This window comes from Mesorhizobium sp. M6A.T.Cr.TU.017.01.1.1 (genome assembly GCF_004023115.1).
Classification (GTDB): Bacteria; Pseudomonadota; Alphaproteobacteria; order Rhizobiales; family Rhizobiaceae; genus Mesorhizobium; species Mesorhizobium mediterraneum.
On the sequence record NZ_RZTA01000082.1, the window covers coordinates 1 to 24,037 of the forward strand.

General features: G+C 61.0%; 26 protein-coding genes and 1 pseudogene. 17 read left to right on the forward strand and 10 right to left on the reverse strand.

Annotation, left to right across the window (positions count from 1 at the left end; genetic code table 11):
• A partial coding sequence (locus EOB36_RS34700) for a hypothetical protein (RefSeq protein WP_206637196.1) occupies positions 1-207 on the forward strand: 207 nt, incomplete at its 5' end.
• A gap of 99 nt (positions 208-306) precedes the next feature.
• On the opposite strand, the gene groL is transcribed toward EOB36_RS34700, so the two are convergent.
• The 4 genes from groL to EOB36_RS23095 form a co-directional block, all read right to left on the reverse strand.
• On the reverse strand, positions 307-1,950 hold the full coding sequence (gene groL / locus EOB36_RS23080) for a chaperonin GroEL (RefSeq protein ID WP_128285771.1): 1,644 nt from the start codon (positions 1,948-1,950) through the stop codon (positions 307-309).
• A gap of 65 nt (positions 1,951-2,015) precedes the next feature.
• Positions 2,016-3,272 (reverse strand): 5-aminolevulinate synthase, encoded by a 1,257-nt coding sequence (gene hemA, locus EOB36_RS23085; RefSeq protein ID WP_128285795.1) that lies wholly within the window; start codon positions 3,270-3,272, stop codon positions 2,016-2,018.
• A 173-nt stretch (positions 3,273-3,445) separates the two neighbouring features.
• Entirely contained in the window at positions 3,446-3,688 is a 243-nt protein-coding gene (locus EOB36_RS23090) for a hypothetical protein (RefSeq protein ID WP_128285772.1), read from the reverse strand.
• Positions 3,689-3,768: 80 nt separating this feature from the next.
• A complete protein-coding gene (locus tag EOB36_RS23095; protein ID WP_128285773.1) occupies positions 3,769-4,374 on the reverse strand; it encodes an SCO family protein in 606 nt (201 codons plus the stop codon).
• 176 nt (positions 4,375-4,550) lie between these two features.
• On the opposite strand from EOB36_RS23095, the gene EOB36_RS23100 reads away from it, so the two are divergent.
• From EOB36_RS23100 to EOB36_RS23140, 9 genes are all read left to right on the forward strand, one after another.
• Entirely contained in the window at positions 4,551-5,267 is a 717-nt protein-coding gene (locus EOB36_RS23100; protein WP_128285774.1) for a carboxypeptidase regulatory-like domain-containing protein, read from the forward strand.
• Positions 5,268-5,357: 90 nt separating this feature from the next.
• Positions 5,358-6,503 (forward strand): metallophosphoesterase, encoded by a 1,146-nt coding sequence (locus EOB36_RS23105; RefSeq protein WP_128285775.1) that lies wholly within the window; start codon positions 5,358-5,360, stop codon positions 6,501-6,503.
• A gap of 12 nt (positions 6,504-6,515) precedes the next feature.
• Entirely contained in the window at positions 6,516-6,980 is a 465-nt protein-coding gene (locus tag EOB36_RS23110; protein ID WP_023798298.1) for a hypothetical protein, read from the forward strand.
• 126 nt (positions 6,981-7,106) lie between these two features.
• The gene (locus EOB36_RS23115) at positions 7,107-8,549 is read left to right on the forward strand and encodes a cbb3-type cytochrome c oxidase subunit I (RefSeq protein ID WP_091591435.1); all 1,443 of its coding nucleotides are present in this window, start codon (positions 7,107-7,109) and stop codon (positions 8,547-8,549) included.
• The gene (locus EOB36_RS23120; RefSeq protein ID WP_128285776.1) at positions 8,546-10,210 is read left to right on the forward strand and encodes a cbb3-type cytochrome c oxidase subunit II; all 1,665 of its coding nucleotides are present in this window, start codon (positions 8,546-8,548) and stop codon (positions 10,208-10,210) included. The genes EOB36_RS23115 and EOB36_RS23120 overlap by 4 nt, the downstream gene beginning before the upstream one ends.
• Before the next feature lie 151 nt (positions 10,211-10,361).
• A complete protein-coding gene (locus tag EOB36_RS23130; protein ID WP_023718671.1) occupies positions 10,362-10,586 on the forward strand; it encodes a hypothetical protein in 225 nt (74 codons plus the stop codon).
• Between the two features lie 153 nt (positions 10,587-10,739).
• Entirely contained in the window at positions 10,740-10,862 is a 123-nt protein-coding gene (locus EOB36_RS35785) for a hypothetical protein (RefSeq protein WP_268929141.1), read from the forward strand.
• Between the two features lie 30 nt (positions 10,863-10,892).
• Positions 10,893-11,621: a sulfite exporter TauE/SafE family protein gene (locus tag EOB36_RS23135; RefSeq protein WP_128285778.1), complete on the forward strand. Its 729-nt coding sequence runs from the start codon at positions 10,893-10,895 to the stop codon at positions 11,619-11,621.
• A gap of 56 nt (positions 11,622-11,677) precedes the next feature.
• Positions 11,678-13,804 (forward strand): cation-translocating P-type ATPase, encoded by a 2,127-nt coding sequence (locus EOB36_RS23140; RefSeq protein ID WP_128285796.1) that lies wholly within the window; start codon positions 11,678-11,680, stop codon positions 13,802-13,804.
• 8 nt (positions 13,805-13,812) lie between these two features.
• On the opposite strand, the gene EOB36_RS23145 is transcribed toward EOB36_RS23140, so the two are convergent.
• From EOB36_RS23145 to EOB36_RS23160, 4 genes are read right to left on the reverse strand one after another with little or no spacing between them, the layout of a single operon-like run.
• Entirely contained in the window at positions 13,813-15,081 is a 1,269-nt protein-coding gene (locus EOB36_RS23145) for an NAD(P)/FAD-dependent oxidoreductase (RefSeq protein ID WP_128285779.1), read from the reverse strand.
• Positions 15,078-15,428: a c-type cytochrome gene (locus EOB36_RS23150; RefSeq protein WP_245467867.1), complete on the reverse strand. Its 351-nt coding sequence runs from the start codon at positions 15,426-15,428 to the stop codon at positions 15,078-15,080. The genes EOB36_RS23145 and EOB36_RS23150 overlap by 4 nt, the downstream gene beginning before the upstream one ends.
• 48 nt (positions 15,429-15,476) lie before the next feature.
• The gene (gene soxZ, locus EOB36_RS23155; RefSeq protein ID WP_206637197.1) at positions 15,477-15,803 is read right to left on the reverse strand and encodes a thiosulfate oxidation carrier complex protein SoxZ; all 327 of its coding nucleotides are present in this window, start codon (positions 15,801-15,803) and stop codon (positions 15,477-15,479) included.
• Positions 15,804-15,818: 15 nt separating this feature from the next.
• On the reverse strand, positions 15,819-16,265 hold the full coding sequence (locus tag EOB36_RS23160; protein WP_128285780.1) for a thiosulfate oxidation carrier protein SoxY: 447 nt from the start codon (positions 16,263-16,265) through the stop codon (positions 15,819-15,821).
• Between the two features lie 179 nt (positions 16,266-16,444).
• Here EOB36_RS23160 and EOB36_RS35325 point away from each other — a divergent pair.
• The 5 genes and pseudogenes from EOB36_RS35325 to EOB36_RS35335 form a co-directional block, all read left to right on the forward strand.
• A pseudogene (locus EOB36_RS35325) lies at positions 16,445-16,624 on the forward strand (sulfite exporter TauE/SafE family protein); the annotation flags it as partial.
• A gap of 476 nt (positions 16,625-17,100) precedes the next feature.
• Positions 17,101-17,742 carry a hypothetical protein gene (locus tag EOB36_RS23170; RefSeq protein ID WP_128285781.1) on the forward strand — a complete coding sequence of 214 codons (642 nt, stop codon included), beginning with the start codon at positions 17,101-17,103 and terminating at the stop codon, positions 17,740-17,742.
• 138 nt (positions 17,743-17,880) lie between these two features.
• The gene (locus EOB36_RS23175; protein ID WP_128285782.1) at positions 17,881-18,117 is read left to right on the forward strand and encodes a hypothetical protein; all 237 of its coding nucleotides are present in this window, start codon (positions 17,881-17,883) and stop codon (positions 18,115-18,117) included.
• Positions 18,118-18,126: 9 nt separating this feature from the next.
• Entirely contained in the window at positions 18,127-18,819 is a 693-nt protein-coding gene (locus EOB36_RS23180) for an SOS response-associated peptidase (RefSeq protein ID WP_128285783.1), read from the forward strand.
• A gap of 479 nt (positions 18,820-19,298) precedes the next feature.
• Positions 19,299-19,793 carry a VanZ family protein gene (locus tag EOB36_RS35335; protein ID WP_245467868.1) on the forward strand — a complete coding sequence of 165 codons (495 nt, stop codon included), beginning with the start codon at positions 19,299-19,301 and terminating at the stop codon, positions 19,791-19,793.
• A gap of 477 nt (positions 19,794-20,270) precedes the next feature.
• Here the strand turns inward: EOB36_RS35335 and EOB36_RS23195 are convergent, their stop codons facing one another.
• On the reverse strand, positions 20,271-21,812 hold the full coding sequence (locus EOB36_RS23195) for a DUF1254 domain-containing protein (RefSeq protein WP_245467869.1): 1,542 nt from the start codon (positions 21,810-21,812) through the stop codon (positions 20,271-20,273).
• A gap of 520 nt (positions 21,813-22,332) precedes the next feature.
• On the reverse strand, positions 22,333-23,163 hold the full coding sequence (locus EOB36_RS23200) for an ATP-dependent DNA ligase (RefSeq protein WP_245467870.1): 831 nt from the start codon (positions 23,161-23,163) through the stop codon (positions 22,333-22,335).
• 188 nt (positions 23,164-23,351) lie between these two features.
• Here EOB36_RS23200 and EOB36_RS23205 point away from each other — a divergent pair, with 188 nt between their 5' ends.
• Both EOB36_RS23205 and EOB36_RS23210 read left to right on the forward strand, forming a co-directional pair.
• Positions 23,352-23,543 (forward strand): DUF3606 domain-containing protein, encoded by a 192-nt coding sequence (locus EOB36_RS23205; protein ID WP_128285785.1) that lies wholly within the window; start codon positions 23,352-23,354, stop codon positions 23,541-23,543.
• Positions 23,540-23,725 carry a hypothetical protein gene (locus EOB36_RS23210; RefSeq protein ID WP_128285786.1) on the forward strand — a complete coding sequence of 62 codons (186 nt, stop codon included), beginning with the start codon at positions 23,540-23,542 and terminating at the stop codon, positions 23,723-23,725. The genes EOB36_RS23205 and EOB36_RS23210 overlap by 4 nt, the downstream gene beginning before the upstream one ends.
• The last annotated feature ends 312 nt before the right edge of the window (positions 23,726-24,037 follow it).

The following is a 24,037-nucleotide window of genomic DNA, read 5'->3' on the forward strand; positions in this document are numbered from 1 at the left end:
GGCGCGATTTTTCCATGGCAGTGGGGAAAAACTCCTCGGCCCGATTTTTCCAGGCAGAGAAAAAATTCTCCGCATGGCGCCCGCGCCGGCCCGCTGGCGCGCGGACTCGGCAAGTTTGCACCCGCCCCCCTCCTGACACTAAATTACCGTCTAGAGTGGAATGTTGCCATCTTTCTCGTCAATCAGAACGAGCAGGTAGCGCCATGAGCCGACCTTGGATACGTGATCCTCGACGACTTGTCTCACCTCGATGGCGGACGAGATCATTGTTGATGGCCGCGAGCCCGGATTACGACCGCGAAGCGGTCAGAAATCCAAATCCATATCGTGATGATGATGCTCGTGACCGGGAAGCTCCGGCGGCGGCGGGCCAGGCACTTCGGCCACCATGGCCTCCGTCATGATGAGGAGGCCTGCCACCGAGGCTGCGCCCTGGAGCGCCGTTCGCACCACCTTGGCCGGGTCGATGATGCCCTTTGACACCAGATCCCCGTACACGCCCGATTGGGCATCGTAGCCATAGGCGTTGTCGTCGTTTTCGAGGATCCCGGCGATGACGACCGAGCCTTCCAGGCCGGCATTGATCGCGATCTGCCGAGCCGGCCAGGTGATCGCCTTCCTGACGATCGCGATGCCGACCTGCTGGTCCTCGTTGCCGCCCTTGAGCTTCTTGAGCACCCTGCCGGCGCGCAGCAAGGCGACCCCACCGCCCGGGAGAATGCCCTCTGCAACCGCGGCTCTTGTCGCGCTCATCGCGTCATCGATGCGATCCTTCTTCTCCCTGACCTCGACTTCGGTGGCACCGCCGACCCGGATCACGGCGACGCCACCGGCGAGCCTGGCCAGCCGCTCCTGGAGCTTCTCGCGGTCGTAATCGGAGGTGGCTTCCGCACGCTCGAGCTTGATCTCGGCGATGCGGGCCTCGATGCTTGCCCGCTTGCCGGCGCCGCCGACGATCGTGGTGTTTGCCTTGTCGATCATCACCTTCTTGGTGCGCCCGAGCATATCGAGGGAAGCATGCTCGAGCTTGATGCCCAAATCCTCCGAGATCACCGTTCCGCCGGTCATCAGCGCGAGATCCTGCAGCATCGCCTTGCGGCGGTTTCCGTAGGCCGGCGCCTTCACGGCTGCAACCTTGAGAGCGCCGCGCAACTTGTTGACCACCAGCGCCGCAATCACCTCACCCTCGACATCCTCGGCGATGATGAGCAGCGGCTTGCCGGCCTGCACCACCTTCTCCAGCAGCGGCAGTATTTCGTTCAGGCTGGACAGTTTCTTCTCGCTGATAAGGACATAGGCATCCTGCATCTCGACCCGCATCTTTGCGCGATTGGTTATGAAATGGGGCGAGATATAGCCGCGGTCGAACTGCATGCCCTCGACGAATTCGAGTTCGGTTTCGAGCGACGTCCCGTCCTCGACAGTGATCACGCCGTCATTGCCGACCCTCTTCATGGCGTCGGCGAGGCAGCGGCCGATCTCCCTGTCGCCGTTGGCCGAGATGGTGCCGACTTGCGCAATCTCGACGTTCGAGGTGACCTTCGTGGCGTTGTTTTTGAGTTCCGCGACGACGGCTTCGACCGCGAGATCGATGCCGCGTTTCAGGTCCATGGGATTCATGCCGGCGGCCACCGCCTTGGCGCCCTCCCGGGCGATCGCATGCGCGAGCACGACGGCGGTGGTCGTGCCGTCGCCGGCCTGATAGGAGGTTTTTGTTGCTATCTCGCGCACCATCTGGGCGCCCATGTTCTCGAACTTGTTGTCGAGTTCGATTTCCCTGGCGACGGTCACGCCGTCCTTCGTGACCCGCGGCGCGCCGTGCTCCCTGCCGATCGCGACGTTGCGCCCCCGCGGGCCAAGCGTGACGCTCACCGCATTCGCCAGGATGTCAATGCCGCGCAGCATTCTGTCGCGAGCCTCGAACGAGAACATGATCTCCTTGGCAGCCATTTCCTTGATCCTTAAGACCTAATCTTCGGGGACGTCCGGGCAACGGCGAAGCTTCATTCGGCCGCTCAGGCGAGATTGTCCCGTGGCAGCCCGAGCCGATTCCAGACATCGGACAGAGCTGCCGCGAGCCGATCAATCATGATGTCCTCATGACAGGGTGTCGGCGTGATGCGCAGCCGCTCAGTTCCCTTCGCCACGGTCGGATAATTGATCGGCTGGATATAGATGTCGTGCTCGCTCAGCAGCAGGTCGCTCGCCGCTTTGCAATGCGCCGGATCGCCGACTGCCACCGGAACGATATGGGTGTCGCTCAGGATGACCGGCAGCGCAGCCGCACCCAGCGCCGCCTTGACCCGCCGGACGCGGTCCTGCTGGCGCTTGCGCTCCCACTGCGAAGTTTTCAGATGCCGGATCGCCGCTGTGGCCGCGGCGCAGATCGCCGGCGGCAACGCGGTGGTGAAGATGAAACCCGGAGCATAGGAACGAACCGCATCGATCAGCACAGCACTTCCCGTGATATAGCCGCCGAGGCAACCGAAGGCCTTGGCGAGGGTGCCTTCGATCACATCGATCCGGTTCATGGCGCCGTCGCGCGCGGCGATGCCGGCGCCGCGAGGGCCGTACATGCCCACAGCATGGACCTCGTCGAGATAGGTCATTGCGCCGTAACGATCGGCGATATCGCAAATGCGATTGATTGGCGCGACGTCGCCGCCCATCGAATAGAGACTTACGAAGACGATGAGTTTTGGCCGATCCGGACCCGCCGCCTTCAACAATTCCTCGAGATGATCGACGTCGTTGTGGCGGAAGATGGTCTTCTCCGTACCCGACTGGCGGATGCCCTCGATCATCGAATTGTGGTTGAGCGCATCGGACAGGATCAGACAACCGGGGATCAGCTTGGCGATGGTCGAGATGCCAGTCTGGTTCGAAACATAGCCGGACGTGAAGACCAGTGCCGCCTCCTTGCCGTGGAGATCGGCAAGCTCGCTCTCGAGCTCTACGAGCGGATGGCTGGTGCCGGAGATATTGCGCGTCCCGCCGGCCCCCGTTCCCAGGCGGGTAGCAGTCTCCACCATGGCGGCGACCACCTTTGGGTGTTGTCCCATCCCGAGATAGTCGTTGGAGCACCAGATCACGACGTCCTTCGGTCCATGTGGGGAATGCCACACGGCATTGGGAAAGCGTCCGGCGATGCGCTCAAGGTTCGCGAACACACGATAGCGCCGTTCCTCCTGCAAACGCGCGATCGCATCCGCAAAGAAACCGTCATAACTCGTAGTGCCTGGCTCCAAGATACGGCCTTGCCCATCGGCCATATCGCCCGCATCTCCGGTCATCGGAGGTCCAAATCGCCGCGGCGCAATGACGTTCTTTACGCCGCCAGGTTTGCCGGTGTGCAATGCTGTGGGTTCCGCCATCGCCCGATTCCCCTGCTTGCATACGAATTATGTCGAAGCGCGATGCGCGCCGATCCCGCTCGCATCGTTCCTCACGACCCGCGTTCAGGAAGGTCGAAATTGAGCTGCAACATTCGCGCTATGTTTTTCAGAATTGTCTCGCAAACCTTATCTTGATTAGGATCCAGATATTTGACGGTCCAATTTGCCCCGTTCTCCTTGGTTTCGAGCCGCTGAATCACAAAATCGGTGACGTGCTCGCATCCCGGCTCCTCATGAAGATCCGCGAGGATCAATGCCTTAAGCTCCGAAGCTTCCTTTATATGTCTTTGCATGGCCGCTCTCCTTCCGGATGACAACTTTCTATGGACCGATCAATTGCATGATCGTGATCTCCGTCATCCCAGGGCCCGTGTCATCGCACCAGTTCACCCAACGTAGCGGCAATGCCGCTGCTTGGTGTGTCAGAGTCTAGCCCCTCCACGAATTGCCCCTGTGGGTTCATGATGTAGATGTGGGTGCCGTGATCCATTAGGTAGTCGTCACCGCCCGCCTCGCCCTGGCGCGTCACACCGTAGGCGCCATATGCCTCGGAAACCGCAACGATCTGTTGTGGGCTGCCCGTCAGTCCCACGATGCGCGGATCGAACGCCGCGGTAAAGCTTCCCATCACCTCAGGCGTGTCGCGTTCGGGATCGACGGTGATAAAGAGCGGTTGCAGTTTTGCGGCGTCGGGGCCGAGTTCCTCAATCGCCGCGGCGATTTCGGACAGCGTCGTCGGGCAGATGTCGGGACAAGACGTATAGCCGAAAAAAACCAGCAGCCATTTGCCGCGATAAGTTTCATCGGTGACCGTCGTTCCGTCCGGCGCCGTGAGCGTGAATGGGCCACCGACCGTCACAGGCGCCGTGTCGGCCCGCACGAGCGGTTGGCAGATCGACAGGGCCGCTGCGAATATGATGCAGAAGAGGGGATGCGGACCGTAGGCCCAGGGGCTGAGGAGTCCATGCCGCCGCTTCATCAAGTACCTCCGGCACTTCGAGAATGACGCACCAACCCCCGCGTGTGTTTGTGATTAACAAACTCGCCTAAACTATCCCACTTTATCATATTTTGTTGCTGAATGGCTAGACATGGTACTGGTTTAGCTCTATTTTTAAAAGTTGCCCCTCATCTCTCAAGAAGGAGGAGGCTTTTATGACCATTCGCGAATTGATGAGCGGGCTGGCGGCGATCGCTTTCGTTGCGACGGTGTCCGCGCCTGCGCAAGCCTACGAAGTGGGTCCGGTCACGGGAGGCGGAACGATCGAGGGTACGATCGTCTACCGCGGCGACGTGCCGACAACAAAGATCATCCCCACCAAGGATATCGAGGTGTGCGGCGATCCCCGCGAGGAGCCGCTGATCGAAGTCGGCAGCGATCAGGCCGTGCTGAACGCGGCGGTGCAGCTGGTCGACGTGGCACAGGGAAAGGCCTGGCCGGAGCCCGGAAAGCCGCCTGAGCTTAACAACCTCAAATGTCGCTTTGAGCCCGCGGTTCAGATGATACCCGCCGGTTCGCTGGAGGTGGTCAACAGCGACCCAATGCTCCACAACACCCACGGGTATTATGGCAAGCGTACCGCCTTCAACCTGGCGCTGCCCAATAAGGGCCAGCGGATACCCGTCGAACTGAAGCGGGCCGGCACTGTCCGCGTCGACTGCGACGCGCATGGCTGGATGGAAGGCTGGGTCTATGTGGTGGACAATCCCTACTACGCTGTCACCGGCGCCGACGGCAAGTTCAGCATAATCGATGTTCCGCCTGGCGACTACAAGCTCGTGGCGATCCACCCCTTCACCGGGCCCATCGAGCAGCCCGTAAAGGTAGAGGAGAATAAGGCCACCAGTCTGACGATTGAACTGAAAAAATAAGAAAATGGGCGACCCACTGATTCAACAGGGTCGCGCTCCTGCGAGAAGGCCGACGCTTTAAGAAACGGTCTGCACTGAGGAGGAACCCTGATGTCTGACGAGCTTGACCGCATTCGGCGCGAAATGCATGCGGTGCTGCAGCCGCCTGGAGTACGGCCCGACGACTCGCTCCAAATCACCCGCCGCACTTTCATTCACAGATCGCTGCTGTTCGGCGCTGCTTCCGTCGGCCAGACGTTCGCGTGGTGGCCGCTGCTCAACACCATCGACGTCGCTCACGCCGCCGAAGCGCCCTTCAAGTTTGCCTGGATTTCGGACACCCATCTCTATCCGCGATCGCTGAACACGCGCTTCGTCGACAAGGTGGTGCGCGCCGTACAAGAGGTCCAGGCCATGGATCCGCCGGCCGACTTCCTGATCTTCGGCGGCGACCTGGCCCAGCTCGGAAAGATCGAGGAACTTGAGCTTGGCGTTGAGCTCCTCAAGGATCTGAAGATCAAGAAGTACTACATCCCGGGCGAGCATGACTGGTATCTGGATATGGGCAAGAAGTGGGGCGAGTTGTTCGGCCAACCCAACTGGACCTTCGATCACAAAGGCGTGCGCTTCATCGGGCTCGATACGGTCAGCCGGGGACCGGACTACTGGACAGCGAAGAAGATGACTCCAGAGGAGCGCATGGGCCACATGGCTACCCTTGACGGCACGGTTGCCGGCGCGTGGGCCGGCGTCGGCCGCGAGCAACTCGACTGGATGCAGAAGACACTCGCCGAGTGGGATAAGTCCAAGCCGATCGTCATCTTCAGCCACAATCCGCTGTACGAGTACTACCCGCCCTGGAATTTCTGGGTGCGCGACTGGCGCGAAGTGAATGACGTGCTGAAGCCTTATACTAAGGTCACCAACATCCACGGTCACGTGCACCAGGTGCTCTACAACGAGATCGGCAGCATGCGCTCGATCGGCATGCTGGCGACCTCCTGGCCGTGGCCGTATGCGCCGGAAGGCGTGCCCAAGCTGACCAAGCCGATGATCCGTGTCGATCCTGGCGATCCCTTCGACGGGGTCGGTTGGGAAACCGTGAACGTCAACGCCGACGACAAGGTCGATGTCGAGTACATCATGTGGGGGCGCAAGGAGGTGTTCGTCCGGTCGCCGGAGGACCACGACAAGAGCATTGAGGAGGTCATACAGCCACGCATCGCCGACAGACAGTACCCGTGGGAAAATCCATAAAAGGGGGTAGCTATGATAAACACATCGACATTCCTCTGCATTCTGAGGCGTTCCACCGTCGCCGGAGCAGTCGTCGCAGCTGCCGTTGTCGTCGGCCCGGCCAGTGCCAACAAGGACCCGGTGACGCCAAAGCAGCTGAAACTCTATCAAGAGGCGTTCATGGAGGAGGTCAGGAAGGGAGACCTCCTGTTCCACGGTGATGCGGCGATGGCGGAGCAGTTGGGCGTCAAACTGTCGACCACCGGGTGGGCCTGCGCCATGTGCCACCCGATGGCCTCCGATACCCACCCGCACGCGTTCCCGAAGTTCCAGCAGTCGATGGCCAAATTCGCGACACTACGCGACATGATCAACTGGTGCATCGAGAAACCGAACCAGGGCGAGAAGATCGATCCCGAATCGGAGGCGATGAAGGCGCTCGAGGCGTACATCACCTGGTCGAACACCGGTTCGGTGTTGGTGCCAGGCAAGTACTAGTCTCGTCGATAGCCGGGCACCGACTTCACGGGAGCGCGAAGCGAGTCCCATCCGGGAAGGGTGGGGTTGAAGCAGTGGTGCGGCCCGGGAACCGCGCGGGAGGTCTATGCGTTGGCAGAGACTGGGATGGAGCTGCGCGGCAAGTTCGCGAATGTGGACCTGGATGCGCTGGTCGACAACCGGGTCGTGCGGACCTGGCTCTATTTCGGCATGTTCTGGCTGATGGTGACGCCATCCGTCGGCGTCCTGATCTCGAGCACCTTCAACTACCCCGACTATCTTGGATCGGGAAACCTCGAGCTCACCTTCGGCCGGCTGCGCCCGGTCCACGTCAACGGTGTCATCTTCGGCGCCTTCTCGACGCTTTTCATCGGCCTTTGCTACTATCTCGTGCCGCGTCTGTCGGGGGTGCGGGTGATATGGTCGGAGTGGTCGGTTCTCCTCGCATGGGTCTGGAACATCGCAACGCTTGCCGGTTTGGTCGGCTTGCTGTTCGGCGACAGTGACGGTTTGGAAGCCGGTGAGTTTCCGCTCTATGCGAAGGTCGCATTCTTCATCGTAGTGGCTGTTGCTACCGCGCAATTCCTGATCACGATCAGTCGAAGGCTCGAGCCGGCGATCTATGTCGCGCTATGGTACTTGATCGCCACTTTCGTGTGGACGACGATGAACTTCGTGCTTGGAAGCTTCATCCTGCCGTACACGATCTCGGGCATCAACAGCGCCGCCTTCCATGGCCTCTATCTCCACTACATCGTCGGGCTGTGGCTAACGCCCGCGGGCTACGTGATCATCTACTATTTCCTGCCGATCAGCGCGCGAAATCCGCTCTATGCCCATAAGCTCTCGCTGGTAGGCTTCTGGTCCCTGGCATTGTTTTACCCGTTCGTCGGCATCCACCATTACCTCTACAGCCCGATCGCGGACTGGGCCGAGACCTTGGCCGTCGTCACGTCGATGTTGCTGATCATTCCGGTGTGGACGGTGCTGGTGAACTTCTTTGGCACCATGATGGGCAAGTGGCATGAGTTCGGCAGGAACTTGCCGGCGAAGTTCCTGATCATGGGCTCGCTCATGTATCTCGTCGGCTGCTTCCAGGGCTCGACCGAGGCGCTGCGGCAGCTGCAGCAGCCGACCCATTTCACCGATTTCGTCATCTCGCATTCGCATCTCACCGTGTTCGGCACCTTCGTCGTCTGGGCGATGGGGGGCCTCGTCTATACCTGGCCGCGGCTGTTCGGGCGCGAACTCTGGTCCTTCAAGCTCGGCAACTGGTCGTTCTGGCTGATCACCGTCGGCATCACGACCATGGGCCTGGTCCTCACAGCGGGCGGGCTGCAGCAGGGTTATCAATGGATGAATGGGGTCGAATGGCTCGACTCGCTCGTCTGGGTGAAGCCCTACTGGCTGGCGCGGACCCTGGCAGGGATCAGCATGGATATCGGTATGTCGCTGCTGGTGGTGAATCTGATGCTGACTGCACTGACCAGCCCGGCGGCTGAGGCGCGACGCGTCCGCGGGCCGGTGGAGGCGCCTATCCCGGCCCCGGCGGGAGGGCCCGCGCAGTGAACGTTCGCTTCTTCGCGCTGTTCGCCGGCGTCTTTTGCATCACCCTTGCGGTGATCACGCAGGGCGTGCTGCCCTTCGTGGAGCCGTCCTCACGAACTACGCGCGTGACTTCGGTGGTGCGCACGGATTTCGGCCAGCTGAAGTGGACGGTTTCAGAGGCGACGGACTACACCGAGCAGCAGCGTCGCGGCCGCAACATTTACCTGCGCGAAGGCTGCTGGTACTGCCATTCGCAATTCGTGCGGCCGGTGACCGGCGAGATCCGCCGCTGGGGACCGGTCAGCGAGGCGGGCGAATACGCCTATGACGTGCCGCACCTGTTAGGCACACGCCGGATCGGGCCGGACCTGACGCGCGTCGGCCTGAAATACAGCGACGAGTGGCACCTGGCGCACTTCTACAATCCGCGGATGCTGGTGCCGGACTCGATAATGGCGCCGTATCGCGGCCTCTTCCACGAGCCCGATGCAGCCGTCCGTATCGTTGACGACGGCGCTGGCAATCGGACCCTGGAAAGGACAGAGATCACCGAAGGCCTGTTCGACTTCGGCAGCCAGCAAGCCATCCAGTTGACGCCGAATGCGTACGGGTTGCTGTTCGTGCCGCTGAAGGCGCGCGACAGAAAGCCGATCATCCTGACGCCGAATGACGAATACACAGGAGAGACCGTCAGCATCGCGGCGGAGACGGAATCGGTGGCGGCGCTCGTTTCCTACGTCCAGAAGCTCGGCACGAACCGGGGTAAATGGCGCGATCTTTTCGAGCCGCAAAGCCTGGAGGTCATGGATGCGACGATGCCGCGCTCCGAGGAATGGATTGCTTATGGCAAGGAAGTCTATGAGCGCCGCTGCATCGGTTGCCACGGTGCCAAAGGCGACGGCAACGGGCCGGCCGCCACCTTTATGTTTAACCAGCGGCCCAGGGACTTCACGTCCGCAGTCTTCAAGTTCAGGTTGACAAAGGAGCCTCTGCCCACGGACGGCGACATGCTGCGCACCATTACTCGCGGCATCCGCGGCACGGCAATGCCCCCTTGGTACGAACTGCCGCTCAACGATCGGCTGGCGGTGATCCAATACATCAAATATGAGCTAGCGGTTGACCGTTCCGATCCCGCCAGTCCTTACGCTTTCTTCGTCGAGGAACCGCCTGGCCCACCGTTGTATATCGGGCGCCCGCCGACCCCGTCCCAGACGATGCTGGACCGAGGTAAGGAGGTTTGGCAGGTGGCGAAGTGCTGGGAGTGCCACGGCCAAGGCGGCAAGGGCGACGGCGAGAAAGCTGCCGGCCTCAAGGATGATCTCGGGTTCGCCACCGTGCCGGCCGACCTCACCAGCGGCCAGTTCAAGTCTGGCCCGGCCGTCGAAGACATCTTCCGGACGATAACCACCGGCCTCAGCGGCACGCCGATGCCGTCCTATCGGGATTCCTTTCAGGACGAGGACCGGTGGGCGCTTTCCTATTTCGTGGTGGCGCTTTCCGCCTATAAAGACCCGCTCTCGCTGCAGCCGCTGTCGATCAAGAAGGAGGCTCGCGCGGCGCTGAACGATCTGGAACTGGTCGCTGACAAGCCTGAGCGAGCCTATGTGCCCGATCCGTCGGTGCCGGCGTCCGGCCCGCCAGCGCCGCCTGGCGAGAAACAGGCACCCGCCGGAGGTTAGCGCATGCTCGGTTTTGAAGTCACCGGACCCTATGCAGGCGCCATGATGATGAGCCTGGCGGCCCTGTTCTTGTTCATCTGGGGCGTCCTATCCGGCGCGTTGAGCGGCACCGACAAAGCCGCCACTGGGTTTTTTGAAAGGGAGATGGAGAATGAGCGATCTGCAGAGCAGCGATCCGGAGAGCCCGACGCATCCGGAACTGGATGTGCGTCAAAGCTCGCACCCTGAACTGGAGGACTATGCCGGCGGCCTGATACAGGCGCGTGTGGGATTCATTCCGTTATGGCTTCTCGTCGTCTACGTGCTGCTGTTCGCCTGGGGGCTGTATTACATGTATGTTTATTGGGGCGGGCTCGGTCCCGGCCGTCTGTTCTAAGAAGACTGTCGAAAGGGCTGGTAAGGCAGGAGTGATGGAGATGTTGGTAGCCAAAATTCTCCTTGGGGTCGCCGCATTGAACCTCCTTTTCCTGGCGTTCGAGGTGGCGACAAACGTGCTTCGTCTTTATTTCGGCTGACATAGGAGCAGCGGATGCTACAGGACACCATTTTCAAGCTCGCTGACGCCGGCTTGCCACAGATGCTCGGCTTCCTCATCTATGGCGGCTGCACCGTCGGCTTTATCATCTATCTTGTCTATCTTGTGCGGCAATAGCGGCGCGGACGCGGCGCTACGAAAACGCCAATGATCTACTACCTCGTGATCTTCGCCGCTGGATTTGCAGGCAGCTTTCATTGCATCGGCATGTGCGGCGGCTTTGCCTGCGCGCTTGGCCGCGATCAGCGCGGCGGAGGCGCAACCGTCCTTCGCCACCTGCTCTATAATACCGGCCGATTGACAACCTATTGCTTTCTGGGCGGGCTCGCGGGTGCGATCGGTCAGGTCATCTGCACCACGCAAGGTCTAACGGCGCCGCCGCTCTTGAACGGCTCCCTCGACATCGCCCAACGAATTCTTGCGATCGTCGCTGGCCTGCTCATGATTGCCATGGCGTTGCAGTTCTTCGGCTTGCTGCAGGTCTTTCATCGCCTTGCGATCGGATTTGGCGGCAGCACATTTGCATTGTCCCTGCGCGGTCTGTTGACCGCCCGGAGCAGCGCCGCGCCGCTCGCCTTTGGCGTTTTCAACGGCTTCCTGCCATGTCCCCTGGTCTATGCCTTCGCCGCCCAGGCGGCGAGTACCGCCGGAGTGCTTTCCGGGTTTCTCGTCATGGCATGGTTCGGACTGGGAACCTTCCCCGCGATGTTGATGATGGGCGGCGTTGGCCGGATACTCGGGCCAGCCTGGCGGCGGCGTGGCGTGCGGCTGGCTGGTGGCTTTATTCTTTTGCTCGGTCTCATCACGCTCGGCCGTGGTCTCCTGCCTTCCGACGCGCATATCGGCCTTGCCTGGCTGGGCGGACATCCCGCATGACTGCGCATGGCGATATCCTCTGTAGCCATTGTTCGCTGCCCCTCGGCCTGCGCCCGATGGAGCGCAGGCTCAACGGTGAGGCTTGCGCGTTCTGCTGCTACGGCTGTTGCATCGCCTTTCAGGTGAAGAGCGGCAGACACGAAGAGTGGGAAGCTGCCTGGCTTCTGATCCAGCTCGGCGTGGGAGGCTTTCTCTCCATGAATATCATGATGTTCAGCCTCCTCCTCTATTCGGACGCGTTCACCGGCGTCGATGCGGGCGTGCTGCCGTGGATTCACCTTTTGCTCTGGATCTTCGCGACGCCGGCGGTGGTGATTCTCGGCGGACCCTATCTGCGCGAAATGTGGCTCAATGGCATTCAGGGACGAGTGACGTCGTCGGCACTCATCGTGCTTGGCGTCGCTGCCGCTTACCTCTATTCGGCATTTGCCGTGTTCGAGGGCAGCACGCATGTCTATTTCGACACCGCCGTGATGGTGCTGATGCTATTCACCGTTGGCCGCTATCTCGAGGCTGTTGGCCGCGCTAGGGCAGCGCGCGACCTCGAACCTCTTCTGGCCGCAGAAAGCGAGAGCGCGACCGTGATCGATGGCGCGGCTGAGATCCGCCGTCCGGTGCGGGAGGTGTCGGCCGGCATGCTGGTGCGGGTCCGGCCAGGCGAGCGCATTCCGGTCGACGGCGTGGTTGTCGAGGGGGAATCGAACACCGATGAAGCCGTGATTACCGGAGAAAGCCGGCAAGTGACAAAGGGCGCCGGCTCCAAGGTGATTGCCGGCAGTATCAATATCGATGGCCCGCTCCTGATCCAAAGCAGCGGTGACGGAACTGCAACCCGCTGGGCGCGGATTTGCCGGTCGGTGCGCGAAGCGCTGGGCCGTCGCAGTCCAACCCAGCGCCTTGCCGATCGCGTCGTTGGCGTGTCGGTGCCGCTCGTCCTCGCCTTCGGCGGGCTGACGATCGTTTACTGGGCGCAGTCATTGCCGTTCGATCGGGCGTTGCTGATTGGCCTCTCGGTACTGGTGGTTGCCTGTCCTTGTGCCGTCGGCCTCGCTGCTCCGATGGCGACATCACTCGGCATCGGCCGGCTGGCGCGGCACGGCTGCCTCGTCCGCGACCCCGGCGTGCTCGAGACCCTCGCGCGTGTCCGGTTGCTCGCCTTCGACAAGACCGGCACTCTGACGGCGGGCAAAGCGCGTCTCGTCGGCGTCGACTGCGAGGAGGTCGGCATCGACGAAGTACTGGCGCGCGCCGCCGGTCTGGAGCGCCTTTCCGAGCATGGTCTGGCGCGGGCCATCGCGGCAGCCGCCGCTCAGCAGGGCATCACGCCGCTCGTCACCCGCGATGTCCGGACGGTTCCCGGCCGTGGTATCCGCGGCAGCGCCGAAGGCCGGCCCGTGGCGGCAGGGAACGGCAGATTGATGAATGATCTGGGCTGGCCGCTTCCCCCGTCGCTGGCCGAGCATGCGCGGTCGCTGGAGGCGAGCGGTCATTCGGTAGTCTATGTTGGTTGGGGCGAGCAGGTTCGCGCCGTGCTGTCGCTCGATGATTCACCGCTTCCCGAGGCGCAGGCCGCGATCGCGGCCCTGCGTGAGCGCGGGCTCGACGCCACGCTGTTGACCGGCGACTTGGCGCAAGCGGCGGAGCGGATCGCGGCCCTGGTCGGGATCAAGGACGTCCAAGCGGGCCTTTCGCCGGAGGCCAAACGGCTGGCCCTGGATCGGCTCCGCCATGACCACGGTTCGGTGGCGATGGTCGGCGATGGGCTGAATGACGGGCCGGTCCTGGCCGCCGCAGATGTCGGTATCGCCGTCGGCTCCGCCACCGATCTCGCCCGCGAGACTGCGGCGCTCGTGCTGCCTGCGGACGGATTGTGGATGCTGCCCTGGATCGTCGACGTGGCCCGCGCGGTCCGCAGGACCATCTTGACCAACCTTATGTGGGCGTTCGGCTACAACCTCGTCGCGCTGACGTTCGCAGCATTCGGACTTCTGCAGCCAATCCTTGCGGCGGCGATCATGGCCGGCTCGAGCATCCTCGTGGTGGTTAATTCGCTGCGGCTGGAGCGGCTGCCCGATCCTGTTCCAGCGCTGATCCCGGAGCAACGATCCGGCACCAAGGCGGAGCGTACCCACAATGGCGCCGGCATTTCCGCAATGGCCGGCCCGGCCGTCGAGCGGAGTTGAATTTCGTTTCAGCCAAACACGTCGTGCGTGAAGGCGTCATACCAGCCTTCCGCCGCGCGCGCAGCCTGCCGGCGGACCTCGGAGCTTTCCTCGACCTTGCTGACGAAGCTGATGACGCTCTTGAGCTTCCCGTCGACGGGCTTGAAGCTGATGGCGTTGCTGAACGCATCGTCGGGGGCGAGATAAGTGTAGCAGGTGTTGAACAAATGCGCCGGGAAACGCGCTGATCCGGTGAGATCGGCCGCGATGGCAAAGGCGCAGGCTTTGGCCTGGCTGTTGGCGCAGAAGGCGGATTTCGGCATATCCCCGCCGATGATCGCGTCACCGACCAGATGGATGTCGGGCTGCAGCGCCGATTCGAAGGTGACCGGATCGACCGGACACCAGCCCGACCGATTGGCGAGCCCCGCCTGCTGCGCCAAGCGCCCGGCCATTTGCGCCGGAATGACATTGGCCACCGCGGCCTTGAATGTTGCTCCCGCGGTGATTACCGACCGGGTCTTCGCGTCGATTGCCGTGACCCCGCCGGTGAACTGGGCCGGTAGCCATTCGATCATTCCCGGATAGTGGCGGTTCCAAGCGTCCTGGAACAGGTCCTGCGCGTTGAAGCTGTCTTTCGCATCGAGGATCAGAATTTTGGCCTTGGGTTTGCGGCGCTGGAAATAGGATGCGACGAGCGAAGCGCGCTCGTAGGGGGCGGGCGGGCAGCGAAACGGATTCGGCGGAGCAACGAGCACGAACAGCCCGCCGTCCTCCATGCTTTCCAGTTGCTGGCGCAACAGCTTGGTTTGCTGCCCTGCATTCCAGGCGTGCGGCATGATCTCCATCGCCGCTTCGTCATAGCCCTTAAGCGCCCGATCCCTGAATGCGATGCCTGGCGCAACAACGAGACGGTCGTAGCTGAGCTTTGAACCGTTGTTGAGCGCAACGGTTTTCGCCGCCGGGTGAATCGCCGCAGCGGACTCATGAATGACGATGATACCATATTGTTTTGCCAGCGCTTCATAACCATGACTGAGCGATTCGAACGGGCGCAGCCCGGCGAGATAGAGATTGCTGAAGAAACAGGTCGCGTAGGTCTGCCGCGGTTCAACCAGGGTCACCTCGACAGCCGTGGCGCTGGCGGCGAGATATCTGGCGACCGTTGCGCCGCCGATGCCGCCGCCGATCACGACGACACGCGCCTTGGCCTGGCCCCGCGCCTTCGGCTGGTTGAGCGCCGTTAGCAACGCTGCTCCGGTGAGGCGGCCGAACTCGCGACGCGTCCAGGATTTCATCGCGGGCTACTTCCCTGCGCTGCGACATAGCGCGCGACGCTCGCGATCTCCTCGTCGCTGAGCGACAGCGCGATAACGTGCATGATGCGATTTGGACTCTCGCTCGCCCGGTAGGCAAGCAGGGCGTTGGTGAGCCTCTCCTCACCAAGCCCGATGATGCTGGGAATGCCTGTGCCGCCGCCATCGAGACGATGGCAGGACGCACAGGTCGCGGCGAGTTGAGCGCCTTGATCGGCCCCCGCCGCCGCGCCGGATTGGCTGAAGAGCAGCACGAGGCCCGTGGCAATCGCAGATCTCGCGACGGGGCGCATGCTGAATACCCGTCTGTTTCGCAGTTTTCCGGTCACGCTCCCACTCAACTTGTCACGCCATAATTCGCGCAGCTCGTCGCCACCTCAACCGACCGTGAACTGGTGCGACAACATATAGACGGCACCGCCGTCTTCTTCCCAGACAAAATCGAGCCGGCCGCTCTCCGTCGCGCGCAAGGAAAATTCGAAGAATGGGTTGGCCGAAACCGCCTCGTGAAGATCGACACTGAACACCACGGTTTCGTTGTAGCGGCAGACAAACCTGTTGATGATCTTGCGCTGGATTACATTGCCTTGATCATCATGGCGTAGCCCCGTTTCCATCTCATGGCTGATGATGGTCTTGACCTGAAAAATCTCCCCCTTCGCCGCAGCATTTGGCACGATCACGCGTGGTGTCGGGGTGGTCACTGTCTCTCTCCGATCTCAGGCACAGCCATCCGTGGCGACACGGACCCACGTCGTGGTCATCAGCAAGATGCCGTCATTCATTTCAGCGACAGCGACGACGTGTTGCGGTTTGGCAAGCCGGATGCGGGTCGACACGCGGGGCAGACTGCGTTGCGGGACGAAGTGGAAACTGGCCACTTCGATGAGCGGGTTCCGCGGCGCGAACACGCGCATCTGCCTCACATGGTCGGCCTCGGTCATGGGGCTGTCGATGTCAAGACTCATGGGCACGGTGTAGCCGGTCGGGAAGTCCGTCGGCATTATCAGGTGAAGGCGATCCGACACCGTGGCCGTCCGTCCAGTGAGCTGCTTGACGAGATCCAGTGCTTCATCGTTCGCACGCGCGCTCCGCGGCGAGAAGAGCGCGACCCCGGCAAACCCCACACTCCCGGCGATCAACACATCGCGGCGCGTCAAGCTCATCGTCCCGGTCTCCAAACCCTGCCACTCTTTAGGCCTCTCTAAGAACACATCGGCGGCGGCAGGCGGCGCACTCGGACACATCAGTGCGGCAGCTTCTGTCAAATTTAGCACCGACAACCGCTGGGAGCAATCTCGCGGAAGTGCCCATGGCCGCCCTTTAAACCAATGCATTCTGTTTTACCGGCCGTTGGGAGCACGCCGGCGGATTCTGCGACTACCTAACTTCGGTCGCCGGCCTGATCGCTGGAGGCGTTATTGCGGCACCGCTGTCGGGATAGATGGTCAAGGCATTGCGGGAAAGGACGCTCTTGCGGGTTGTCGGATCTCTGATCACACTCTTGGCCGGCTATCAGAATTAACTGGAGCGCTCGAACCGCACCAGCGAAGTGTCTGATTTACAAGCATGCGCGACATTCATGATAAGGCTGAAAAAGACGGGTTAAGGTCATGGACGTAAATCCGGCCGAGGGCGAACGAGCTTCCGCAAAGGGTCGGAACCGGTATTCCGCCTCGGGCACCAGCGGCTGGCGCGATCGCCTCACCCAGCCGCCGGCCCGCAGGGCGGTGCTTCCGGCAGGTCTCGTCTCCCCCATCCGGGCCGATATAGATAGCGTCGGCAATCGTGGCGCCGCTTTCCCGTTGCAGGCGCGGTGACGAATTCCATCATGGCAGCCGACGCCAGATCCACGCGGTCCTCCCAAAGGGACCGAAACCGCGCCGTCAAAACCTGTATCTGCATATCGACGAGATCAAGGTGAGATAGATCGGAGCTGATGCAACTTACCTGTGCAATGACTGGTTTTGCTCATGAGGAAAGCAGACATCCGAGCCTTGCTTGACATTTTTGTTCTCTTTTTGTTCAGTGAAGGCTAAAGAGCAACAGGAGGCAGATATGGACCTGCTTTTGAAACTCAGGGGAGCATCAGCGGAGGAAAAGAAGCGTGGCGTTGATGCTGCCAAGGCTGTGCTTGAGCGCGCTGGGTTGACAGCCGAGCAAGCCGCGGGCGCCGCATTTGAACTTGAGGGCTGGGATATCGATGGCTTTCCTGAAGACCGCACACCGTCGGACGCCGTGTTCGAAGCCAACTCGGTTTGGGGTGATGCTCACCAAGCGGCCCTTGAAGCGTGTTGCGCGGACTGGCCGGCTGACAAGAAGCCCGTAGCGGTTGAATTGGAGTTGCTGATCGACCCCGAGGCGCAGCTTGCGGATCGGGACACGGCTTTGGCAAAGCTTCGTGCCATCGTCGAAGCCACAGATGGCCACAGCGACGCAAGCAACAAACTTTTGATTTTGGCGTACCGGATTGCTGAAGAGCTCGAAAATGCTCGGGATCTCGTAGCGGATGTGACTATCGCCTATACGATGCTTGCTCACTCCTACTTCTACCCTGACGAGCCAATCGAGCCGAAGCGGAAGGCTGTGCTCGATGCCATCGACGCGCTTGAGAAGGCGACCGAGAAACCGACCTTGCACTGATCGATGCGTAGCCGTGGCCCCTCGCCTGCCAGGATCGATCGGGAATGGCCGTATCAGGTCGCTCTGCCTGATGACCTGTGCACCGGACACAGCTTCGCGTTGGTCCGCGAGTTTTGCGAAGAGCGCAGGCTGGCACCAATGAAAAGGCTAGTACAGGCGATATGGCCGGACGGCCAATATGAGGACTGGCGGCTTTACTGTTTCGCCGACCTTGCTTCTGCGCTTGCATTCCGCGACCATTTCTGCGGCATCATGTTCGACCCGAAGCGTGACCGGGAAAACGGCCTGGTCCGCGGCGTCTGGCGCCGCACGGGAGAGTACAAGAGAATTCTCGATCTCGGGCCGCTGAGCGTTCCTGAGATCCTGCGAAACTGAGGCAACGGCATGTGCGGACGCTACACCAGATATCTGCCCTGGTCGGAAATTCACCGGCTCTATCGACTGACGGCGCCAGCCGAGATCGGCCGAAACGACGCGCCGCGCTACAACATTGCGCCCACCGAAGATGTGCCGTTCGTCACGGCGGGCGAGAATGGGGGTCACAAGCTCCGCCAAGGTCGATGGTGGCTGGTTCCCTGGCATGCCAAGGAACTCCCCAAGGCCACCATGTTCAACGCCCGCTCCGAGACCATCGATACCTCTGGAGCCTTCAAAGATGCATTCAAGTCGAAACGCTGCCTGATCCCTGCCGACGGCTTTTATGAGTGGACGATCAGCCCAGCTGACAAGGGGCGTGACCCCTGGCATATCTTCCTGCCCGATCATCAGCCGTTCAGCTTCGCCGGCATCTGGGCCTACAACAAGAACCTCGACGTGACGAGCTGTTCGATCGTCACCATGCCGGCCGGTGAGACGACGCGCCAGATCCATGATCGGCAGCCGGTGATCCTCGATCCGGACGTCTATGATGCCTGGCTGGACCCGGAAACGCCGCCGAACGACGCCAAACAGTTGTTGCACGAAAACCTCGATGAGGACCTGGAGTTCTACCGTGTCGGCCGCGACGTGAACGCCTCCGTCAAGAACAAGCTGCCCAACGACAGCCCGCACATGATCGATCCGATAGCGCTGCTATGAGCGACGAAATCCGCCTTCCCGGCGCAATGGAGCCCGTCACGCGCCCGGGAATTCAGCACCATAGGTGCGAACACCCCGGCTGCGGCAAGAATGCAGGTTGGGGCTTTGCTAAGCCGAGGCAGACGCCGCACTGGTTCTGTTTCGAGCACCGCGCCGAAGGCGAGCGATATCTCTGAGGCAGCCGGCATGATCAGACCGCCAAGACCGTGCGAATAGCATCCTGGCCTCCTTTGGCCGCAGCTTCAAAAGCCTTCATCTATTCGGCCGATGCGCCGATCCGCTGGAAATTGACAATCTGCCCCAGCTCTAGACCGCTTCGTGCTGGCGGTGGCGTCTGCAAACTTCGGATGAAGGGCTGTCCTATATTGTTGCGCGCAGGCTCATATCCGATCGTGGCAAGGGTTGCTTTCCTTGCCGCGTTGGCCGGCGTTCTCCTGCTGCTCGCTCTTTTCCCGGGGTGGCTCCTGCGGAATTGGGGAGTGACCTTCACGCATCATGGCAAGCTCATCCACGCCGCCGCATTCACCGTTTTGGCGGCCTTGGCAAGTGTCGGCTGGACGAAACACAAGGCAAAGTTGATTGTTCTCCTCGCATTTTCGGGCGTGGCGATTGAAGTTGTTCAGGGCGCGCAACTGCTAGGTCGCGGTTCGGATGTTTTCGACTGGATTGCCGACTGTGCCGGCATGGCGTGCGGGATCACAATCGCAAACTGGACAAAGCGGCACCGGGTAAAAAACCCGCCGAAACGACCCGGCGAATATCCCGGTCGCGAGGTCGGCTGTCAGAAGGCCATGGAGCCAGGCTTTCAGGCGATCGTCGATTCCATGCTGGAAGCAGGCTGGGCCCGTGGAGAGATCATGCGCTCGCTACGCCGGCTGATCTCCGCAGACAACATGACGCAAAAGGAGAACGCCAAGGTCGAGGCCAAGCTGGCGATCGCCCGCGCCATGGCGCGCGCCGGCCGGCCGTTCTAGGTGCGTGGTAATCGACTGCAGGGAAAGACTTAAAGCTCGGCCCTAGATCACGGCGCAAGAGACGCGCTTCTATCAGGATCGAGGCACCATTTTGCCTCCTGCTCCTCTTCATCAATCGCTTTAGATTCGTCCCAACCTTGCAGCCAAGAGCGTCGCTTTTTGGTCAATGGGAGATAAGGGCAGGCCGATCGGGGCAGCTTTAAGCAGTATGCGTCTATGCCTTCGTCTCTCGGGTCTGGCTTGCCCACGTGTGTGCCTCCACATGCTTTCCGCAGCATATAGGAGAGTCGGGCCGGTTTGCGAAAGGCAAACTGAGACACTACCAGCGGTCGAACGGGGCCGTGACTAGGATCAGTCAGCTAAACCGGCGTCGTACTGCACGATGGAGCGGACAACCCTCATCCTTGGCAGCAGCCCCAAGGGCGTTCCTCACGTCGTCGGGTGACTGTCGCACTGCGGCAATCTCGAACGGGTCACTCAGTCCACCAGCTCGAAATCGCCCGGCTTCCAGCTCTTGTCGAACCATGGCTCGAGAGGGCCATAAAGGCGAATGAGGGTGTTCCAGCCCTTGCCTCGCATCGTCTGCACCCAGTTGCGTTCCTGACCAGCGGGAGCTTTGGGCCCGAACCAGACTGTGATCGAGCCGTCGGCATTGGCCTTTATGCCTTGCTGGTTGCTGTCGATCCCAGCGCTTTTCTGGTCAGTTTCCAACATTGACCGGGTCTGCCCGTCATAGACGGTGAACGACCAGAACTGTTTGGCGGGCACTGGACCCGGCAGAGTAATCTTGTAGGTCTTGCCGCCGTCCAGATACTTGCCAGAGGAATCGCGAGCGGCGACGGCGTAAGCCGAGCCGGTCCCCGGCTTCGCCGCAGCCATCGCAGGCGTGATGCCAGTGGCATAGTAGTGGAACAGCACGCGCGCATCGAGCAGGCGTTCAGCTTTGTCCGCGAACTCGGAGCTGCCGCCGACGAAGGCCGTGAACCACTGACGGTCCGGGTAAATTTTCGTGCGCGGATCGCGAGACGCGAACAATATCGCCCGTGCCGTCGCATTGCCGACGGCGACGGCATCGACGAGGATTGCCCTCATCCGCGCGTCCGGCGCAAAGGGCGCGCCTTTCTTGATGCCGATCGAGGCAAACAGCCCGACCAGTTCCGGGTCGAACGCGTTGGCCGGCTCGGCCTGCACTACGGCGTCGAGTTCTTCGTAGAAATGAAAGTCATTGGCGTGGATCGTGTTGAACTGCATGCCGGAGGTATTGACGAAGATTGTCTTGGGCGGACTAGAGGCCGCGGAAAGCGGATAGATCCGAGCCTTGTCCTTCACCCCCTTGACGGCAGCCGCGACGTCGCCATTGGCGACAAATGCTCGAAAGAAGACGAGATTGCCGTAGGTGCGCGTCTTGGTAACAAAGTATCCTTCTGCCGGAACCGTACCGGCGTAGTCCTCTGGAACTATCAGATATTTGCCGCCCTTGCCCTTGTCCGGGCCTGTTAGCCCGACGTCTGTTACAAACCGAAAATAGGCGTCGTCGATGGGACCGAGCACATTGGGCGGCACCTCGACCACCATGGGCCCGTCCGCTAGGTTGACGCAGGCGAAAACGTAGACGGTGGTCGCGTTCGGCGTCAGGAAGAGCGAGCGCGCATCCATCAACTCCTCGGTTATTCCAAAGCCTTGGTTCGTCTTCGCACCGGCTTTGTCGACACCGTCACATACCGCATAGACCGATGCGGCCGGCATACCGGCGAGGAAGGCTTCGATGCCACGCGAGAAGTCCAGGTTGTCGTAGACTTTCTGGACGGTCTCCGGATCGGGTAGCCCGTCAAAAAACTTAAGGGTGCCAATCCGGGTCTGCACTGTATCTGGCGTCAGAATAGAAGACGGCACCTTGGCTGCATATTTTGGCGCGGGCTGTTCCTGCCCCCATACCGGCATCGCAGCCGCTATAGCCAGCAAGGCAATCGAGATCCTTCCGAATATGCTCGTCATTCTCCCTCCATTGTTATTGTTCATCTCTTGGGAGTCGCCGGCAGCGCCAGACAACTGTCTCGCGCGGCCATTCGGTGGAAGGTCTTCCCTCGGGCGACTTAACGCAGCATCTTACTGGTTTGTGCGCTGAAGTGAATTGGAAACAGGAGTTAAGTAATCCCGCCGGCCGCATCACCTGCCTGTGCTTCCGCATCCGCGAATCCGTCTCAGACGCCTCCCTCATCTTCTCTCACTCAGCCTCTCAGCATCAACGCACTGCTTGATCTGATTTATAGCGATCCACTTACGGGCTACTTCGTGAGAAACACGGCAATTGGTCTCTCAATCTCGCCTCTGCGCTGTGGTAGCTGTGCGGCTGGTCAGCGCCAACGAAAAGCCCGTTGCGGGAGGGGACCGGCAACGGGCCTTCTACGCTTGGGAGCGCCTTCGCGGCTACATCCTGAGGAATCGACCGCTTGCGGTCGTAATGCGTGATTTCTGCAACGGTTCCATAGAATTTGCGAATGGATATGTGCCGTTCGAGCGGCTAAGACCCGAACGGGGCTTACTCCTCATCGCTGAAACCCAGCAGCGAAGCATGGCGTATGTGGCTGTGATCGCCACGGAGATGCTTGACGCGCAGCTTTACGCCAGGCCCGACCCACTGCGTTGCAGGCCGTTTCTTCATGCCCTCCGGCGGAGGCCCGGCATGTTCCCGGACCCGCTTCAACAGCCGCTCCTTCATGTCGCGTCCCAAGGTGATAAACGCGGAACCGACATACCTGCCGGTTCCTGGCTGTCCCAAAAGGGCGAAGGCTGCCTTGCCAGGCTCGCGCTCGACGCCCAGCAGTTCGAATTCGTCGACCGTGAAGCTCTTGGTCTTCAGCCAGTTCGAGGTCGGGCCGCTGCGATATTTGCTGTCGGGACGCTTCGATACAATCCCCTCAAGCTCGACCTGCTCGACGAGATAGAAGATCGATTTGGCGTCGCCAGGCATAGCCTCGCTGAACTGGATCCGGCTGTTTGGCTTGATGATGCCGGAGAGAATTTCGCGACGCAACTCGCAGCCGATGTCGCGCAGATCCTGGCCGTTCAGGTGCAGAATGTCGAAGGCGCAGAGATACATGGCATAGGGATTGTTGTGGACCGCATTCTGGAGCGCATTGAAGTCGGGCATGCCGGCAATGTTGGTGACGAGCGCCTCGCCGTCGATGATGGCGTTCTCGACGGCGAGCTCCCTCGCGGCCTCCACGATGCCCAGATATTTGCGCGTCCAGTCCTTGCCGGTTTTGGTAAAGACGCGAATATCCTCGGGGCTGTTGATGACCACCTGGGCACGGTAGCCATCGAGCTTGATCTCATGAATCCAGTTGTCACCCTCGGGCGGCTTGGCCACCAACTTAGGCTCCATCGGGGGGATGAACCGCAGCCGGCCGGTAACGGTACTTACAATTTTACGCACTCATGTGATTCTAGGTGGCAGCCTTATATTAGCTAGATGCGAATGGACGAATTCCGCAGGCTGCGGCAACAAAACCGCGTTTCCGGCGTTGCCATCGATCCGAAGCTCACCAAGAGCACCACATGGCCGACGACAAGACCAAGCGAGATTTCCGGGACCGCAACCGTGTCTCTGCCGATGAAAATTACGAGGTGGAGTATTTTGCCCTAGAGATGGGGATCACGCCGGACCAGGTCCGCGATCTGATCAGGACGATCGGCAACAATCGGGCTGCCCTGACACAAGCTGCGAGTGCGCTCAAGGCGCAGAAATGAGATACCGGACCAACAACGAAGGCACGGGCTTCAAGGGCAGAGATCACGACCAGCCAATCAAGCCCGAGGCGGAGCATTTCGAACATTGTCCAGTGTGCGGACAAGATTTCGACATGCGCGATCTTGGCCAGGTGCTTCATCATGCGAAGCCAGCGCATCAACCGCTGCAACCTGTGAATTGAAAGAGTGCGGCATCCTGCATGAGCGTGGGCCCTAGTGATGCCGCGCGAGCCGGTCCGTGGGTGCGTTTGCTTCGGCCAGACTAGCCAGCGCTTGCTCGACTTTTTGAGCCGAGGCGTCAGTGCGCTTGATGTGCCTGATCATTTGCTGCCTCAGCCGCACAAGCCTTGCGGCGCGATATACGTCGCCGAATCTTGCAGTTTCAAGGTGGAGGGTCGCGAGCCTCATGGGCGACGATTCCGATTATCTAGCAGTAGAATTCGCGAATCCGCCTTTCGTTCCGATGTCCGACCTTGCCTCGCAAAGGGCTGGCC